The organism is Trichocoleus sp. ST-U1 (genome assembly GCF_039961835.1).
In the GTDB taxonomy this organism is placed as follows: Bacteria; Cyanobacteriota; Cyanobacteriia; order Cyanobacteriales; family FACHB-T130; genus FACHB-T130.
Genome location: NZ_JAMPJZ010000036.1, coordinates 17,335 through 35,399, shown reverse-complemented (window position 1 = coordinate 35,399; position 18,065 = coordinate 17,335). Strand labels below are relative to the sequence as shown.

Sequence of the window (18,065 nt, the reverse complement as noted above, 5' to 3'; positions counted from 1 at the left end):
TTTTAATTTTGCAGTTTTAACTTTCCGCTGTTGCCAAAGGGAAGGTAAACCAGAAAGTAGAGCCGCGATTCGGGCGACTTGTCACTCCAATTTCTCCGCCGTGAGCGGTAATAATTTGCCGACAGAGATACAATTTTAACCCGATGTTAGTCGAGCAGCGAGCTTGAGGATCGCGGACGAAGAGATTGAATAAGCGATCGCACTCAAGCTGACTCATTCCTCTACCATTATCCTCAATGGTAAAGCGAATCATCTGCTTATCAACTTTAGCTTTTAGAGTCAATTTCAATCCAGGCGGATTTTGTTTTAAAGCATAGGTGAATAGGTTTTCAAAAACCCGCTGACTCTGATACGGATCGACCATGACTAACGGTAAATTTGCCGCCATCATATTTTTGATAGTTGCTTGATTTTCCGCCAGCATGGGTTGCAAGTCTCGGAGAATCGCCGGAACCAATGTATTTAATTGAAGTAACTCTCGCTGAAGAACAATCCCTCTATTTTCGTTAGTATTGGTTTCGATTAATGATTTAATCATGCTCAGATGGCGTTCGTTGCCTTGGATCATTCGCTCTACAAGAGAGCGAGGAATGGTCACTTTTTCTTCTGGCGAACCGAGCAGATTATTTAACACCATGATAGTGCCCTGAACCGAGGTGCGGAGATCGTGAGAAACTGTATGTAAAACAACGTCTTTAATCCGGTTCAGCTCTTGCAGTTCTTGCATTTTCTGCTGTAGCTGAGCGGTACGTTCTTCTACTTGGCGTTCTAGATTAGCATTCAGCATTTGTACTTGTTGGAAGAGAGAAGATTGCTGAATTGCGATCGCTACCTGTACTCCCAGTTGATCGAGCAAGTCAATTTCATACTGCTGCCACTCCCGTGGTGCAGAGCATTGATTGGCAATTAAGATGCCATAAAGTTTGTCTCCTAGCATGATTGGGACACCGATGCCAGCTTTGACTTGATATCGATTGTGGTATTCAGCGATAAATGCAGATTTTTCTACTTTTGTTGTATCGTTGACAACTCGGATGCGAGCGAGTTCAAATATTTGTTGAACTTCTTTGTAAGCAACGTTCTCCGTAACCCAACCTAAAATTGACGGAAAATTAGGATCTACTGACTCTGCAACGGTTGTACCTTGCCCCTTTTCATCAAAGTAACTAATAAACACGCGATCCGCGTGCAAAAACTGCCTAACTTCTTCAACTGTGGTGTTGAGAATTTCATTCAAATCGAGCGAGCGCCTAATCCGCAAGGCAATCTCGTAGAGCAAGCGATCGCGTTCTGCGGTGGCGCGAGCCAAAGCTTCAGCAGCTTTGTTCTCAGTAATATCGCTCCTTACAGAAACTAAGCATGATTCGCCATTAATGTTGACAATTTCTGCTGAAAATAAATAGATTCCTACCTCGCCAGACTTCTTGCGAAACTCAAATTCCTGGTTGTGAATCGCTCCCTGTTCCCGCAACATCTGTTGCATCCTCATGCGATCTTCTGGATTCACCCAGGCATTGATTTCAAGTGAGGTACAACCAATAACTTCTTCTTTTTTATAATTACTAAGGCGGAGATAGCTATCATTGACATCAATATAACGCCCCTCATTGAGGGTTGTAATACTCATAGCATCAGGGCTATAACGAAACGCTATAGAAAACTTTTCTTCCGAAAGCAAGAGTGCCTCTTCGCGAGTCTTGCGCTCGGTAATATCTATCAGTAAACCATTCCAATAAATGTCATTATTTCCTTGCAAAATAGGTCGAGCCGCAGTTTGCATCCACTTGAGGTTGCCCGATTTGGTAATCACACGACCTTCCCATATCCAAGGTTGAAGATTCGCTGCCGAAATAACTAATGATTGTTCATAAGCTTCCCGATCGTCTGGATGGATCAGTTTCCATAGCAGAGGTGGGTCTGTATAAGCTGAATAAGATGCTAATTCTAAGAATTCTTGGCAACCGGAATGGGCAAATAGTAACCAGCGAGAATCATCACAATTGAGAAGCTGAAAAATAATTCCCAGCTTATTTGCTGCCACTTTTTCAAGTGTTGAGTCACTTTGTGCCAGGGAAATTTCTGCGGGTAAAAGATTTTCCCAGGAATGGGTGACAGTTGGGAACTGAAAATCTGAATCGACTTGTGTTTGAGTTTGGCTGACTATTTCTTCAACACTTTCTTCCTCCAAATTCAGGAGCAGCTTTAACTGTTCAAAAGCTGCTTCATCTCGACAGCAAGCCCGTAAAGCTTGTAAATAATTTAAATCAGAAACCATGTCCTTCCTAGATATGGGATGACACTGAAAAACTGATTGATGAGCAGCACGTGATTGAGTTCTCTGAGCCAAGAATTTCTTTTTCAACATTGCACTCACCCTTCATTTTCAGTATTATTCAGTCTTATTCCAAGTTACAATAAGCACTGGCGATCGCCTTCGTGCAGGTGACTCACCCGATTGGGTGATTTTTAGCGATCGGTCATTAGTCAGTGGTAACGCAATAATGACGATGAACTAACCAGCTTTTTCTGCCTCTGGTGAGGTTGCTAAAGGTAATGTGAACCAGAAAGTTGCTCCAGTTCTGGGGGCGCTAATGGCACCAATTTGTCCCCCATGAGCGGTGATGATTTGCCGACAAAGATATAACCCTAGACCGATGCCAGCAGAACGGGCGCGGTTTCCTCGAACATAACGATCGAAAAGACGATCGCACGCTTCTGGAGTCATCCCGATCCCGTTATCAGCAACGGTGCAATGAATCATCTCTTCTTCTATGGTGGCTTCCAAGGTGATGCGAAGTCCGGGTGGGTTATGGTTCAGAGCATTAGTCAGCAGATTTTCAAAAACTCGTCTTAGCTGCAATGGATCGGCTGTCACGCCCGGTAAATCGTCGGGAACTCGATTTATCAGCGACGCTTGATGTTTTGATAGCAGCGGTTCTAAGTCTTCTGCGATCGCTTGAATCAACGTACTCAATTCTACAAACTCATATTGGAGGACAACGCCGCGAACTTCGCTGGAATGCGCTTCGAGGAGAGAGTTGATTAAACCCAGTTGGCGATCGCTACTCTGGATCATCCGCTCTAAAATTGAGCGAGGAATGGGAATCGTGTCTCCTGGCTTATTCAACAAGTTATTCACTACCAAGGACATTCCCATAATCGGGGTGCGAAGATCGTGAGAAACTGCATGAAGAAACTCATCTTTGAGTTCGTTCAGCTCTTTGAGTTCCTCCATTTTTTGAATGAGTTGGGCAGTGCGCGTCTCAACTTGACGTTCCAAACTAGCATTGAGATCCTGTACTTGTTGATAGAGTTTTGCTTGCTGAATGGCGATTGTCACTTGAGTTGACAGCGATGAAAGCAAATCAATTTCCAATTGTTTCCAGTCACGCGGGGTTGTACATTGATCGACCATCAAGATTCCCCACGGCTCGTCATTCAGAAGAATCGGTACAGCCAGATAAGCTTTGATATGATAATTGGAAAAATCTTGAGAAATGGCTGAAGAAAGCTCTATTTGAGAAGTATCTTTGACAACGTGGATAGTTTTATTCTCAAACATCGCTCTGATTTGTTGCATATGTTCTTCATCTGTGGGACTCCATCCCAAAACAGGTCGCCAAGGGGGAGCGACCGATTCCGCAACCACCTCAAAATTGCTATAAATACGACTGATAAAAACCCGATCTGCTAACAGAAAATTTCGGACTTCTATCACAGTAGTATCTAGAATTTGCTGAATATCGAGTGATTGTCGAATCCGGAGTGCCATCGCGCCCGACAAGCGATCGCGCTCCGCCGAGAGTAACAGCGCCTCTTCTGCACGCTGGCGCTCGGTAATATCAATTCCTAACCCAAAGAAAAAGTCAAGTTCCCCATTTTCTTTCGCAACCGACTTTCCGTGCCATTCTACTAGCAGTTTTTCGCCTTGTTTGGTAAGCACGTAGTTGTGCCTTTGAGGCAGTTGCTGTAGTTGGATGACATGCTCAAAGACTTCAGAAACGATTGCGCGATCGCTTTGGGGAATAAAAGTTGAAAGATAATCAGTTCCTAAAACCTCCTCAAAGGTATAACCAAGAGCGTGAAGCATTGCGTCATTCATCATCCTGACGGTGCCATCCGGATTGATAGCCACAAAAAAAGCTGGAGAAGTTTGGACAATCGTGGTGTTAAAGTCTCTTTCTTGGCGTAGTTTCTCCTCTGCTTGCTTCCAATCGGTAATGTCTTGCGTCATCACCATTGCCGCAAAAATTTCTCCGCCCTCATTTTTGACGGGAAGTGCGTGCAAAAGATAGATCCTGGAAGCAGCGCGATCGCTATCAGACGAATTATTGTAAGGAACTTCAATAACAGTGCCTTTTCCTGCCAGCGCCGCCCGATAAGTCGGCTCTAACAATTCACAAGTTTCACGAGGTAATGTCTCCCAAAGCATCTTTCCTTCTAACAACTCTTTAGAAAGACCAATCGCAGCTAATCCTGCACCTTCAGCAATCGTGTAACGGAGGTCTTGATCGAATAAGAAAACTGCGCCGTTCGGAAAGTTTCTTGCAAGCGTGCGGTATAGTTCCTCACTTCGCGTCAGAGCCTCTTCCGCTCGTTTTCGTTCGGTGATATCTATCCCAATACTGATAATGTAATTAACTGAGCTATCCGCATCGACGAGAACCGTATTCGACCAAGCAATCGGTCTTCGGCTTCCATCTTTCGTTACCCAGTAGTTTTCATTAGTCTTAGGAAATTCCCCTGATTGAAGAGCTTTAAAGATAGTTTTGACGGGTTCCAATTCCTCCGGAATTATAAATAAATCCCAGAAATATTTGTTCTTGACTTCTTCAAATGAATATTGAGTTGTTTTCTCGCAAGCTCGATTAAAACGGATGATTCGTCCTTGGCAATCGAGAACTACCACTAAAGCACCAGCCGTATCAAGGATTGCAGAAACAAAATTTCGCTCCTTCCTCAAATCTTTAATGAGTCCCCGCAATTGAGACGTCATTTCATTAAAAGTGGTCGCTAATACCCCCAATTCATTGCCTTGTCTAACTGTGACTTCCGTATCTAGATTTCCCCCACTAATTTGGGCTGCTGCTTTTGTTAAACGCTGCAAAGGTAATACAATTTGCCGGGAGAAGAACCAACCCAGCTCAATTGCCACTAGCATCGCCACGCTCAATGCTATCCCCATCACCAAAAGCATTTTTCGCACCGGAGCGTAGGCTTCAACGGTGGGTAGTTCTACCACCACCTTCCAGCGCCCAGTACGGATGGTAGAAATGGCTCCCACTACCTCAACACCTCGCAAACCTTGATAAGTAGTCAGCCGTTTTGCACCATTTAATTTAGTTAATTTTTGGATGAATGGGTAGTCTGAGAGGTCTTTCAGATTAAAATTTTCAGGAGATTTTCCTTTCTCAGCAATTAAATAATTGCGATTATCGATCGCATAAGCATAACCCGTCTTCCCTACTTTGGTGTGAGAGAGAACATTCCAGAGAAACTTTAAATTGATCCAAGCCATTAAAACGCCATTAATTTCATCCTGTTGATTGCGAATGGGCACAGCTAAGATGACCGTCTGCAAGTGAGTCTTAGGGTCAATTCTAACGGGGCTGACAAAATCTTCCTGTTGTCTAAAAGCTTGTAAAAATGATGTAGAAGCTTCTTCTTGATAGAAAATTGCTTTACCATAAGGCGAAGAGGAAGAAACAATGTTACCCTTATCATTAAAAATTGCCACTGTTTCATAAGCACTATTGTGGCGGGTTAACGCTTCCAGAAATCTATCTTGAATCTCAGGCGAAAGATCGGTCAATCCTTGCACTCTCGCTAAATAGCTTAGTTTCCGCTGCAAGTCATCCAAGTAAGCATTGATTTCCCCAGCAGCCGCATGACTACGCTCTTGTTGGACAATTTCTACTTGTTGCAATTGAGCTTGAAAGCTTAGATAGATTAAAATTCCAGAAGTGAGCAATAGTGTTGAAACGACTAGCAAGACCAGGCCGTATCTCAGCTGATTTGCAATTGAAGAAAGCCAAGATAAAGGTAAATTTATACCTGTATTAGCTTGATGCGAAGCACTGTTGCGATTTCTTTTGTTCATCGTGCCTCCTAGCTCAGAAAGTTGCACCCGCTGATTCGCAATTGTTTAAAGCCCCTACAGAAGCGATGTAAATTGCCTCTAGGGTGAAACATCTATTTTGCCAGTGACGATCTCTTGCTTAACAGAAGCGACGAAAGCTTCTTGCTCTGGAGTTAACGAGCCGTAAAAAGGAGCTAAATCTTGGACTTCCTCTAGCAGCCCAAACTTGTATTGCTTGCCTTCCCATCGCCCCTGTTGTACCAAAGTTGCTCCCTCCAGCATTAACATAGGCACCTGCTGGATAACGCTGGTAACAATCGTCTTTGGAGCCAGTTTGTGCTGATTTTCAATCTCATTGGTGGCATGTCTCCAGCTGATAACGTAAACGCCCTTACTTTGGGCAGCTACTTTAATAACACCTATATTGGCTCTATCGGCATCAACGACTAAAACGTCAGTTCCCGCTGCTACTTGCTCTTGGGCAATTTTTCTAGCTTTGTCTGCATCTGACCAACTGTTAAGCCACTTGATAGAAACTGTACTGTCCAGTTTCGTTGCCCGGACACCCCGTTTAAATAAGATAGCCTCTTCTTCCATCACTGGATATGCTTGACCGCCAATAAAGGCAACTTTTTTAGTTTTGGTTTTGAGTCCGGCAACGACCCCAGTTAGATAACCCACTTCCCCACTCCGAAATGCCAAAGCACCCACGTTTTTATTGTTACCGGCATAACTGCTCATGAGGGCAAATTTAGTGCGGGGAAAATCTTTGGCAACTGTTTCGGCGGCGTCGCGATATTCATCACCATGACTGATGAGGAAATCAAAACTTTTTTGGGCATATTGACGAAAAAGTTTCTCACCATCAGCTTCAGGAACGCTAGCACTATAAGCCACCTCAGCCCCAAGTTCTTTTTCAATTAATTTCAGCCCTTCGTAACCTGATTGATTCCAACCTTTGTCATTTATAGGGCCAGGAAAAAGCATCGCTACTTTAAAAGTCCCGGCTTTTCCAGCCTCAGGTGTAGGTGTAATCTTGCTTCCGGTTGCACCGCAGGCCACCAAAAACAAAGTTAAAACTAGGCAAATAGTTTTCTTGCTCATGGATAGTGGGTAGTGGATCGTGGGTGGTGGGTAGTTGGTAAGAACGATCGCTGATTACCTACTACCTCTTGACTAAGGACTCAGGACTACTAAGACACTAAAATAATTTTGCTTCTAGATTCTATCTACTTTCACTTAATTGGTCTACCTGGGGACAGCAGGCAATATCCTCTCTAAAAAGCGTTCATTATATTTGCGTTTTTTTTTATTGATAAATATAAAAAAAATATTTTATGGGGAACAAGATGAGTATTATTGCAGCTATTGATAATATTTCCCCACAGGTTGTTGCCCCAATTTTATTTTCAGCTAACTTATACTAATACTATTTAACTTTTGTGATGCTAAACTTCAGATACTTCCAAGCTAAGCTCAAAGAAGTGCAACTCGCTATCAGCCTCTGCTGAACCTAAGAGAATCGATGGAAGTAATGTGGGTGTTGGTGTTTCCGCGGGCATAACGAATGGGTGAGTTTAAGTTTTCAACTTGCACCTAGTGTTAAATTTATTCTTTTTTGTAATATTAATATCGATAAAATACCGGCTATATTCCAAGCATCATCTCCTCCTCTATGGTGAGTTCCTTCAAGGGGAAGATTCAGTAATTCTAATGCCATATCCATGCCAATTTCATTTGGCATGGCATGAATAATCCCAAAAAGAGTTTTGATATTTATATGTCGGTTTCCGAAAGGATAACTGATATGGCGAGATTGGCATTGTTTTTCAAATTGTTTTCGGTCGTAGTCGCCGTAGCTTGCCCAAACTCTATCTTTTGATAAATATTTTTTCTTTAAAATTGAACAGGCTGATTCAAAAGAAATTCCTAGATTAACTTGTGCTTGAGTTAATGTGGTTAGATTGGTGCAAAATTGACTAACTTGGGAACGTTCGGGTTTCACGAGGATACTTTCTTTTTCCAAGCGATCTCCCGTAGCGATATCAATTGGACAAATCCCAATTTCGATGATTTCGTTTTCTTGCCCAGCGGGTGGATTTCCTTGCCAGCAAGTTGATTCAATATCAACCACAAGGATTTGGTCTAATTTCTTAGCCATTTTGGGGTGACTTCTTGTTTGGTGTGGACACCCCGTAGAGGTGCCTCTACGGGGTATTGGGAATTTGAAATAATTAGTCAGTTAATTCGGTGCGAAGTTGATTGACAACTCGGCTTAAGGCTACTGAATGGGAGGCTTTGAAAAGGATGCGATCGCCTTCTTGCACCATTTCTTTCAAACGCTCTACCACAGCCTGATGCGTCGAAAAGCACTCAGCAGGTAAAGGGGCAGCACCCAGAGCGATCGCTTCGGCTTCTTTGTCATCTACCAACACCAGCAAAGCGTCTAGATTCAACCGCCGCGCCGCTTCTCCAACTGCAAAGTGGAATTGGGGCGATCGCTCTCCCAATTCCTTCATCGTCCCCAGAACCGCAATATGCCTTTTTCCTGGCGTTTGTGCCAACAATTGCAGTGCCGCCAGCATTGACTCTAGCCCAGCATTGTAGGTTTCATCCAAAATGGCAACATCGTTGGGCAAATCGTAGCGCTGCGCCCTCCCAGATGGGAGATTTACCGACAAACCGGCGGTTAACGATTTCCAGTCAACCTGGAGAACTTTAGCTACTGCCAAGGCTGCCAGAAAATTAGATGCATTATGACGCCCCGGTAGCGGTAACGGCAGATGCACCCCTTCGACGCACAATGTCTCGTTATCAATCAATTCCCCGCGTAAATCTCCCCCTTCCAAGCCGTAGGTAATGGTTTGCCCTTGCCAAACTGTTGCCGCAGTTTCCATTAACAAGCGGTTGTCGTGATTCAGAACAGCGATGCTATTGGAAGGCATTTCCGCGAGTAATTCGCATTTCGCTTGGGCGATCGCTTCCTCCGAACCCAACCGCCCGATATGCGCGGTTCCCACATTCGTAATTACCGCTACAGAAGGTTGTGCAATTTGTGTTAATAGGGCAATTTCACCCCTAGCACGCATTGCCATTTCAATAACAGCATAGTTATGCATTGGTGAAAGTTCTAATAGTGTTTTGGGAACACCAATTTCGTTGTTGTAGTTAGCCTGAGTTTTAAGAATGTCGCCCTTTGTTGACAAAACTGCTGCAATTAATTCTTTGGTAGTGGTTTTACCTACCGAGCCAGTTATACCGATTACAGGGATATCGAACTGCAAGCGCCACCAATGAGCGATCATCTGATATGCTTTCAAGGTGTCTTCTAGGCACAAATGTGGAAGAGATCCCGACAATGGGTGGTCAGTAATGGCTGCGATCGCTCCTTTTTCTAGAGCCGTTTCCACAAACTCATGCCCGTCAAACTTGTCTCCCCGTAGTGCCACAAAAATTTCCCCCGGCTTCAGACTACGGGTGTCAGTTGTAATTCCTGCAACATATCTTGCTAATTCGGCGTCAGATAGATTGATTGGTTTCGCCCCTATGATTTGGGCTATTTGAGAGAGGAGGACGTGACAAGGCATGAGGCTTATGTTCATTCAAGAAGATTCATCCTTATCATGCACTACGCAAAGCGTTAGAACAAAAGATGCATTTTGAGCAGTGATTTCCATCACATAATCCGCTATCTTGTCCCACTACTTTAGAGGTAGATGCGCGAAGTGAATAATTGATGCTCTGCGGCATCCGTATTTCTACTTCATCGAAACTTCACAATTTTGCCGCATATTTGCGGAACCATTTGAAGAATCAACCAAGATATGCTCTATTTGGGGTAATCTTTCTCCGATTATAGGAGTATAGAAAATAGCCCCCTTATCAGGGTGATATTTAGGGTGCATCGATTCAAGCGTCTACTACACGACAGTTGCAATAGAAATAAACCGAATCAACCGAACTGATATAAACTCAGCCCTAGCGTGCGTACGTAGGGGGGCATTGAAGTGACAACCTGGACAGACTGTTATCACCGACACACTAGCACTGAAGAGCAGCAGCTTTACGATCATTTGCTTTACTGGGTTCAACATGAATCACCCAGTCGGATGATCGAGCGATTTCGCCAGCTGTTCATGGATGGCGTGGGGTATTCAGAGCCAAAAATCTGGATGGCGCTGGAGAGAATTACGACTTCCAAGCAGGCTGAGCAGGAATTCCGGTTTATTCTTAATCGGTGCTGCCATATTCTGATCAATCGCTGGCAGATGCACCCCAATCTCCAAGCGTCCATCCCGGATTTGGTAGAAATATTCCAGACGCCTCCGGTCATGGGAACGGTTCGCTCTCGCGGAGCCAGACGTTTGCGGGAACTGGTAAGGATTTTCAACCAGACGGAGCAATATCTGACCCTGCGACGGCTAGCCCAGGTGATGAGTCAAGCCGCAGAGGCAGCTGGCAATGACTCTAAGCCTTTAGGAAGCTTAATTCGCCGGTATCCCTACCTATATGAACATTGCCTGTTGAGTGAAGACAGCTCTTACGAGCATCAGCAAACAGTTCGGCAAATTCAATCCCGAATTCAGCGGGGATTTGAAGTCGATTTGTCTCAGTACGTGACTTACCAAGTACGGCGTGCCCAAGTGTCGCGTCAGACTTGCCCCAGTCAACGCGAACGAATTATCCAGCCGGTGACGAATCCAACGTTATTGAGCGATCGCGAACTGGGTGTTGCTCTCAAACAATTTTACGGCAAAGTAGAAGGCTCCCACACCTACCGGGATTTATCACAGCGCTTCCTCACCCACACTAGCCAAACACCTTCCTACAGAGCTTTTAAATGGGATTTATACGAATATCTGACCGCTTCCATTGACCCAGAATTTGGTAAACGTCAGTTTAACGAGCGCTTGTATGCCCAGCTAAAAAACACTCTCCCGAATAGCGATTCCCAAAGACCTAGCGAATTCTTGATTGTCCGAACTTGTAGTCAATTGTTGAACTTTTTAGTGGTAGAAAGTCCGCAGCGACCGAATCACTATGTCTTCGTCGATCTGATTACGAATTTGGGGGCGACATTCACAACCGGCTTGCTTTTGAAAATAGTGCTGCTGTGCCGCAAGGTCAAGCCCTACTTGGAAAAGCGATTTTCAATTCTTTTTAACCACTACGAGTCTTATGCCAGAGATGGTGTGCCGTGGTTAATCAAATCTCTGGAAAATCTGAATGTAGCTTTAAGCCTACACTTTGGGGATGCTGATGTTTCCTGCTTGAGCCAAATATTATGAGCTAAATATTATCAGGAATTGCCGCTGATTGCCCCAACGAAGGCAAGAGGCATTATTTTTTACTTTTCTAGTTTTTCCAATTACCACTACATTTCATCTGTCTATTGCCCCGAATTCAGCAGGGGTTCAGGAAAGCTGATGTGTAGCCTCACAAAAGTGAAATGGTAACAGTTAGCTCAAATACAATCCCTAACCCCCTAAGCCTCCTTCCCTTAGTGGAGGAATTGAGGGGGTTCGCGGGGGCGCAAGGAGGGTACACAGACGAAGAAATCCGACTTCTGCTGCTGGTGAAAAACAGTTTTCCCCTGATTTTGTACGCCTGCTTAATGAAAAGTTAGGAACGGTTCGATGCAGAAAATAAATTTTATGCTAGAATCTTGCTCGTGAATCAGAATCGGATGTAAGCTTTGTTACTCGCGCAGCAAGTTTATCTCTACTGTGTGGGCAAATAGCTCTCCGAAACTGGAGCTTGAAAATATTGAATGGTGGAGATATTTCCGTGTCGATATATGTAGGAAACCTATCCTACGAAGTTACGCAAGACGATCTCACATCTGTCTTTACAGAGTACGGAACCGTTAAACGAGTTCAGCTGCCTACAGATCGAGAAACGGGGCGGATGCGTGGCTTTGGATTTGTAGAAATGGGAACGGATGCTGAAGAGGAAGCTGCAATTGAAGCCCTCGATGGAGCAGAGTGGATGGGTCGCACCCTGAAAGTAAATAAAGCCAAACCCCGTGAAGATAGGGGTGGGAGTCGCAGTCCAGGAAGCCGGAGCGGTCAAGGAGGAGGAGGAAATTTCTCTTCCCGGCGCTATTGAGCTAGTGGCTTAATCATGTCAACTTGAGATTGGAATAACAGCAAAGATCGATTGCCTGTAATTCTCTGCTTGATTTCGGTTAGGGACTAGCAGTGTTAGTTGGTCAAAATTGAGTAAAAATGCGCCCAGCATCTTACGACTACACCAGACCAGGTTAGTCGTAAGATGCTGGGTGGCGCATGGTACAATCAATGCTTAGGGTAGCTTAAGTGTGCTGCTCGCCCGTCGTTTGGCTGGAGTCATCTCAGGTACTCAGAGCGACTGAATAAGGTAGGGCTGCTCCTGGAAGTTCGAGACTGAGTACGTTGGTAGGCTAATCGCACTCGTCGGGAAAAACAATAAGCAAAAAGCTTTGTACAGAAGCGATATTGGGTCTGTACAACTCCAGTACGCAAATGGTCTGGAGGTGAGTAGGGCACTAGAGACTCGGCAGCCAAGTCTTTACCCGAAACACACCGAAAACGGCAGTAGGGACATGGTCATAACCCTTGCCCCTGCTCCAATCGCAGGAGGAATGAACGAAAGCTGCGATCGCTCAAGCGAAGCCATCGATCGTGGATTAAGTTCACACCCGAAAAGCAACTTAATCACCTATACAGAGGAATCATCAAGAATGACCCAAGTGGTTTTAGGCGAAAATGAGGGAATAGAATCAGCTTTGCGCCGCTTCAAACGGCAAGTATCCAAGGCTGGAATCTTAGCAGATTTTAGATATCGGCGGCATTTTGAAACTCCCATAGAAAAGCGCAAGCGCAAGGCAACTGCTGCCCGCCGCAAAAAAAGACGTTTTGGGTAACAAAAGTGAGTTGCCCTGGCGTGCTACCACTACAGCATCAGCTAGGGCGCTTCTTTAGATTCTTTATTTGCCATAACACTACGGCTATTGTAAAGACTCATAGATTTCTCAACTCCTTGTTTGAGGCTCAACTCCACCGCCTCAACCACGAGTTGCATGACATCAGACAAAGCTTTACTTTCATCAGGGGAAAACCGACCCAAGACGTGGGAAACCGTGTCCTGTTCTACTTTGGTTTTACCGATGCCAATCCGCAATCGAGGGAAATTTTGAGTACCGAGATGAGCGATCGCAGACTTCATTCCATTATGTCCCCCAGCCGAACCAGAAAGACGCAAGCGAATCTTTCCCAGGGGCAAATCCATATCGTCATAAATTACTAGGACAGACTCTGGCGGCAATTTATACCAATCCGTCACCGCGCGAATTGCCTGTCCGGAGAGATTCATATAGGTAAGGGGTTTGAGTAACCGCACCTTGTCTCCGTGTAATCCGCGTCCCTCCCCAAACTCCCCCTGGAACTTGCGATTTTCACTCTTGGAAATTTGCCAGGAACGCGCTAAGGCATCAATCACTTCAAACCCGATATTGTGTCGCGTCTTCTCGTACTTGGGTTCTGGATTCCCCAGACCAACGATTAGCTGGGGAATCACTAGAGTAGAGGTTGCTTTTCCGTTGTCAGTGGTCATTTTTTGATTGTCCATTATCAATTGTCGATGATTAGTAACCACTAACCTGGGTCAAGCGAATTCAGAAGCGATCGCTAACTTCGTCAGATTACTTGTTGAGCCTCTTCTTGGGGAACAGAAGCCATGAGTTTTTCTTGGTCTCGCTTGCGCTTTTTCGCATAAAGCTGAATGGTCGCTGCCATCGTCACAATCAGCCCAACAACGAGCCAAGTGGTAATGTCTGTAGGCAGGCTATTCTTAAACACAGCCAGCAAAACAATCACCACTAAAAGTAACGTCGGCGCTTCATTCAAAGCGCGTAACTGCTGACTATTCCAGGTGCATCGGTCTTCGGCTAACTGTTTGATGAGACGACCACAGTAATGATGGTAGCCAATCAAAGCAGTCACCAGACCGAGTTTGATATGCAACCAACTCTCTCGTAGCACTTCAGTCTCAGTACTTACCAGACCAATTGCCATCGCTACCGTGACAATCATGCCCGGTGTCGTGATGATGCTGTAAAGGCGTTTTTCCATAATCTGATACTGATTCTTCAGAATCGTTTGGGCAGGTTCTGGCTGTTCCGACGCCTCTACGTGATAAATAAATAAACGTACTAGGTAGAACAAGCCTGCAAACCAAACCACAAAGCCGACAATGTGAAAAGCCTTAAACCAGAAATAAGCCATCAATCGTGTCCTCTACAGTCAAACTCTGTAAAATCAACAAGTTTTTGCAAGGGTAGCAGAGCAATTTTTCAAACTGAGTGCTGGAAGAGAGTTTCCAGATAGACCCGTGCTGCTTTGCGATAACTGTGCGAAGCTTCTGGGGTGCTGCCATTACCATTTTGCAGCAAGAACAGCGACAGCGCTGCGGCAAATACCCGGTCTTGATCCCAATCGGGATGAGTTTCCAGGTAATCTTTGAGAGATTCGTGTAGGTCTTCGGGAATTTCTGCCAAGATACTGATATTTGTGTTCATAGAATTCCTTTGCGTTGTCTATGGGTAAGGGCGCAACAGCCCCATGCCCTTACAAGGGTCAGTCTTGCAGTTGCCAATCACACTGACCGTCGCATCATTGTCTGCTGAGAGGGGGTAGGGTTGTCAATGCTGCGAAATATTACAGGCCGGGGTATGTCTAAAAAATATTCACGAGTTAATCAGCTTTGTAGGCGGATTTTTGTTACTTATCTTTACAAAAACTCGGTTGCTCTCGGCTGAGTTACTGTCTTTTAGAAAAATCCCCAATAGAACAGCAAAACCCGATCCGAGTGTTCAACCCTGTGGAAAAGGTCAGAGAACCTGTGGAAAAAGTTGAACGCCTTTGTGGAAAGGCTGGGGAATGGGTGGGGAAAAGTTGGGTGAAAGATAAGAATTGCAAAGTGCTAATCGAAGGACGGCTGATACTCAGTCGAGGGTTGAAATGTTGATACTTTAAAACGTTGGTCGGTTAAAATTTAACGTTTTAATCCGATCCAACATTTCAACCTTAAATGGCTATCCTACGGAATCAGGCGGCTGAAGGAGCTGGAACTGAGAGGGAATGTCCCAAAGCAGCGAAAACTTGGCGTTGCTCAAACAGGGTAACGAGGTCGCTGTTGATTTTGTTTTGGGCGGCTTCTGCTTTGAGGATTTTCAGGGCAGTTTCTACGGGCAAGCGGCGCTTATAGGGGCGATCGCTTGCTGTAAGAGCATCATAAATATCCGCAATTGTCAATATCTGAGACTGAATTGGAATCGCTTCCTGTTTCAAGCCTTGAGGGTAGCCACTCCCGTCGAGTTTTTCGTGATGCCCTGCGGCGATCGCGGGAACATCTTTGAGGTGTTTCGTCCAGGGTATCCGGTTGAGAAACTCAAAAGTGTGCGTGACGTGCGCTTGGATGATTAAACGCTCTTCGGTTGTCAGGTTGCCTTGTGGCACCATTAGCTGAGCAATCTCTGTCGGTGAGAGGAGAGGCTTGATCTGTCCATCCACATCTTGATAAGTGTAAGCAGACAGCTCTTGGAGCCGTTCTGGAAGCTCTTGGGCGAGAATGTGGGGTTCGTTCGCCTCTAGTAGGAGATGCCAATATTCATTGAGTTGCGCGATCGCATCCTCTAACTGACTATCTAATTGTTGTAGCTGTTGGCAGTGGGAACAGACAATTTCCGAATCTTTATGTTGATGGCTGGGATGCTCCAGTAAATACTTAAATTTAGTCTGGGCGCATTCCATTTCCAGCGTTCGCTGCGCCACAGCAAAGCGGTTACGAATCACCTCTATCTGGGATGGGTAGAGTTTTTTCTGTTTCCCCAGAATCGCTTCGGGTGTACTGACTTTGCCAAAGTCATGTAACAGTGCGGCGTAGCGAATTTCTTGGATTTGGCGTTCGTTAAAATAAATTGACCGCAGCGATCCCGTGGTAATTGTACTGGCTTCTTGCGAGAGACGCACCACTAAGTCGGCAACTCGTTCGGAATGCCCGGATGTTGTGGGATCTCGTGTTTCAATAATTTGGACAGAAGCTCTAACAAAGCCTTCAAATAGATTTTCAATACTTTCTTGCAGCTGATTGCGTTCGATCGAGATCGCCGCCTGAGAAGCAAGCGATCGCACAACGCGCTCTTCCCAAGCAGAATAAGGTTGGGTAACATTCAGCACATTTTCAGGCGTGACAATCCCATCACGATTAACCTTGCGATTAATTAGCTGAAGCACCCCAATAATTTCCCCTTCACCGTCTTGCATGGGTAGCACTAAGACGGAGCGAGTATGGTAAGGAATCGAGCTGTCAAAACTGCGATCCAACTGATAGGGAACTTCCAGGGGTAAATTATAAGCATCCGGCAAATTTAAGCTTTCACCTGTCAGCGCCACATACCCTGCCAGACTTTTCGGAGTCAATGGCATCAAAAACTCTTGAAAGGAATCGCTGCATTGAGAATCATTTTGCGCGACCTTAAACACTAACTTGGGAGTGTCACTACTTCGCTCTACTAAATAAACACTCCCCGCATCACTACAAGTAATTTCCCGACTCTTCGATAAAATCAGATTCAGTAATTCTTTTAAATTATGACTGCTCGAAAGCGCTGTCCCGATTGCCAAAAGTTGCTCAATGAGTTCTGCTGGCTCTTTGATTTCCGGAAGCCACACTTGGTTCTTCGCTGTGATTATCTGGCAAGGGGAGACAGTCATAAGTATGCACCGTTTGATTACACGTAAGCTTGATGGTAGCTGCTTGAATATAGGTTTCTAAAAAAGCAACTCAGGCACCGCAGAGCAGGAATACCGGGTTTATCTTTGCAGCCGGTAATGCTCCTCGCTCAACCAGGAGTATTTTAATCCTAGTTTTTGGAGCGAACCTCTCTATGACTATCATCTGCTATTTCTACGCACCTCTAAACAGAGATTTTAAAGAAAAGATAAAGTTAGCAAGATTTGCGACGAAATCAGAAGCATAGTTTGTCTTGAAAGTTACTGTCGAGTCTGTTGAAAAGGCTAAAAACCGTCTTTTTAGAGTGATTACTTATTTGCATACTTCATCTATTCTTCATAATTCTTCTTGAAAAATTTACACTGGTTGCTGAGTCCTAAATTCTAATTTCCAGGTAATTTGGCGTACCAGTCATCGGCATTTTTACTGATTCTTTTTAATGACTTTCGGGAGATGCGAGCTAAGTTAGCTAGAATCAAGCTCATCTTGCCTTAAAATAGGAGTTTGTGGCGGTCATGGGCAAGAAAGCCGCATCAGAAAAAATTGCCAAGACAAGTCTTTTTGACAGTGCGAAATTGTAATACTCATTACAATTTCCCTAGTAGTTGCTCATCTGATTAGGCATAGCAGTTCTAAATAACTCGGAAAGGTGAGATCCCAGACTTCTCTCCCGAAGTCTGGGATCTGATGGGCTGGCTCACCGGTCAAATCGGATTGCTCTAGTTCGCTAACGGCGCGGAAAATTGGGAAGCTAGCACCTACCATCGGCAAGCTTCCCCGATTCATTCCATTTGTCTCAAGATAAAAATGCCCACCCGACTTTTGGGATGGTATCTCGCTTTGCCCTGAAAGTAATTAGATAAGAATTCTAATTTTGACTGGGTGGAGGCGTCCGATTCGTCAAGCGTTGAAAGGCGATTTGGATCGCTAAGGCAACTAGACCAACAGCCACTAAGGCAAAGATAGAGGTTGCCAGCGTGCTGACGCCCACCACGAGGGTGCGAACAGCGATCGCAATATTGATGGTCGTTACATTATCCGAGTGGATGGGCTTGGCAGCAAAGCTTTGAGCAATTGAATTGGTGAGGAAATAACAACCTGTTGCCATTGCTCCTGCGATCGACGCACCACTCAAACAGCGTAGAGGACTCGTGGGCGTTTGGACTGGGGCTGGTGGGTTATCTGTAGTGTTTGGATTATTCATAGGTTCATT

13 protein-coding genes are annotated in these 18,065 nt (G+C 45.0%); 3 read left to right on the top strand and 10 right to left on the bottom strand.

Going from position 1 to position 18,065, the window contains the following annotated elements:
• Positions 1-16 precede the first annotated feature (16 nt).
• The 5 genes from NDA06_RS14540 to murF all read right to left on the bottom strand — a co-directional run bounded on the left by NDA06_RS14540 (position 17) and on the right by murF (position 9,666).
• Positions 17-2,275 carry a PAS domain S-box protein gene (locus NDA06_RS14540; protein ID WP_348251758.1) on the bottom strand — a complete coding sequence of 753 codons (2,259 nt, stop codon included), beginning with the start codon at positions 2,273-2,275 and terminating at the stop codon, positions 17-19.
• Positions 2,276-2,512: 237 nt separating this feature from the next.
• Positions 2,513-6,100, bottom strand: a complete 3,588-nt coding sequence (locus NDA06_RS14535; RefSeq protein WP_190986368.1) for a PAS domain S-box protein — start codon at positions 6,098-6,100, stop codon at positions 2,513-2,515.
• Between the two features lie 78 nt (positions 6,101-6,178).
• A complete protein-coding gene (locus NDA06_RS14530) occupies positions 6,179-7,183 on the bottom strand; it encodes a BMP family protein (protein ID WP_190532120.1) in 1,005 nt (334 codons plus the stop codon).
• 481 nt (positions 7,184-7,664) lie between these two features.
• Entirely contained in the window at positions 7,665-8,240 is a 576-nt protein-coding gene (locus NDA06_RS14525) for a 3'-5' exonuclease (protein WP_190532122.1), read from the bottom strand.
• A 73-nt stretch (positions 8,241-8,313) separates the two neighbouring features.
• Positions 8,314-9,666, bottom strand: coding sequence for a UDP-N-acetylmuramoyl-tripeptide--D-alanyl-D-alanine ligase (murF, locus tag NDA06_RS14520; RefSeq protein WP_190532245.1), 1,353 nt, complete (start codon positions 9,664-9,666; stop codon positions 8,314-8,316).
• Positions 9,667-10,086: 420 nt separating this feature from the next.
• On the opposite strand from murF, the gene NDA06_RS14515 reads away from it, so the two are divergent.
• From NDA06_RS14515 to rpsU, 3 genes are all read left to right on the top strand, one after another.
• Entirely contained in the window at positions 10,087-11,367 is a 1,281-nt protein-coding gene (locus NDA06_RS14515) for a hypothetical protein (protein WP_190524064.1), read from the top strand.
• Between the two features lie 499 nt (positions 11,368-11,866).
• On the top strand, positions 11,867-12,187 hold the full coding sequence (locus NDA06_RS14510) for an RNA-binding protein (protein ID WP_190411592.1): 321 nt from the start codon (positions 11,867-11,869) through the stop codon (positions 12,185-12,187).
• A gap of 613 nt (positions 12,188-12,800) precedes the next feature.
• A complete protein-coding gene (gene rpsU, locus NDA06_RS14505) occupies positions 12,801-12,983 on the top strand; it encodes a 30S ribosomal protein S21 (RefSeq protein WP_190411722.1) in 183 nt (60 codons plus the stop codon).
• A 41-nt stretch (positions 12,984-13,024) separates the two neighbouring features.
• Here rpsU and pth read toward each other — a convergent pair whose 3' ends face one another.
• From pth to NDA06_RS14480, 5 genes are all read right to left on the bottom strand, one after another.
• Positions 13,025-13,672, bottom strand: a complete 648-nt coding sequence (gene pth / locus NDA06_RS14500; protein ID WP_190411593.1) for an aminoacyl-tRNA hydrolase — start codon at positions 13,670-13,672, stop codon at positions 13,025-13,027.
• A gap of 83 nt (positions 13,673-13,755) precedes the next feature.
• Positions 13,756-14,343, bottom strand: a complete 588-nt coding sequence (gene hemJ, locus NDA06_RS14495; RefSeq protein ID WP_190986204.1) for a protoporphyrinogen oxidase HemJ — start codon at positions 14,341-14,343, stop codon at positions 13,756-13,758.
• Positions 14,344-14,411: 68 nt separating this feature from the next.
• A complete protein-coding gene (locus tag NDA06_RS14490) occupies positions 14,412-14,636 on the bottom strand; it encodes a DUF2811 domain-containing protein (RefSeq protein WP_190411595.1) in 225 nt (74 codons plus the stop codon).
• A gap of 529 nt (positions 14,637-15,165) precedes the next feature.
• The gene (locus NDA06_RS14485; RefSeq protein WP_190986203.1) at positions 15,166-16,833 is read right to left on the bottom strand and encodes an HD family phosphohydrolase; all 1,668 of its coding nucleotides are present in this window, start codon (positions 16,831-16,833) and stop codon (positions 15,166-15,168) included.
• Positions 16,834-17,720: 887 nt separating this feature from the next.
• Positions 17,721-18,056, bottom strand: coding sequence for a DUF3082 domain-containing protein (locus NDA06_RS14480; protein ID WP_190411597.1), 336 nt, complete (start codon positions 18,054-18,056; stop codon positions 17,721-17,723).
• Between the last annotated feature and the right edge of the window lie 9 nt (positions 18,057-18,065).

Excerpts from the sequence above, each read along its gene's own strand:
- NDA06_RS14540 (WP_348251758.1), bottom strand. The coding sequence starts at position 2,275 with ATGGTTTCTGATTTAAATTATTTACAAGCTTTACGGGCTTGCTGTCGA.
- NDA06_RS14535 (WP_190986368.1), bottom strand. The coding sequence starts at position 6,100 with ATGAACAAAAGAAATCGCAACAGTGCTTCGCATCAAGCTAATACAGGT.
- NDA06_RS14530 (WP_190532120.1), bottom strand. The coding sequence starts at position 7,183 with ATGAGCAAGAAAACTATTTGCCTAGTTTTAACTTTGTTTTTGGTGGCC.
- NDA06_RS14525 (WP_190532122.1), bottom strand. The coding sequence starts at position 8,240 with ATGGCTAAGAAATTAGACCAAATCCTTGTGGTTGATATTGAATCAACT.
- murF (WP_190532245.1), bottom strand. The coding sequence starts at position 9,666 with ATGCCTTGTCACGTCCTCCTCTCTCAAATAGCCCAAATCATAGGGGCG.
- rpsU (WP_190411722.1), top strand. The coding sequence starts at position 12,801 with ATGACCCAAGTGGTTTTAGGCGAAAATGAGGGAATAGAATCAGCTTTG.
- pth (WP_190411593.1), bottom strand. The coding sequence starts at position 13,672 with ATGACCACTGACAACGGAAAAGCAACCTCTACTCTAGTGATTCCCCAG.
- hemJ (WP_190986204.1), bottom strand. The coding sequence starts at position 14,343 with ATGGCTTATTTCTGGTTTAAGGCTTTTCACATTGTCGGCTTTGTGGTT.
- NDA06_RS14490 (WP_190411595.1), bottom strand. The coding sequence starts at position 14,636 with ATGAACACAAATATCAGTATCTTGGCAGAAATTCCCGAAGACCTACAC.
- NDA06_RS14485 (WP_190986203.1), bottom strand. The coding sequence starts at position 16,833 with ATGACTGTCTCCCCTTGCCAGATAATCACAGCGAAGAACCAAGTGTGG.
- NDA06_RS14480 (WP_190411597.1), bottom strand. The coding sequence starts at position 18,056 with ATGAATAATCCAAACACTACAGATAACCCACCAGCCCCAGTCCAAACG.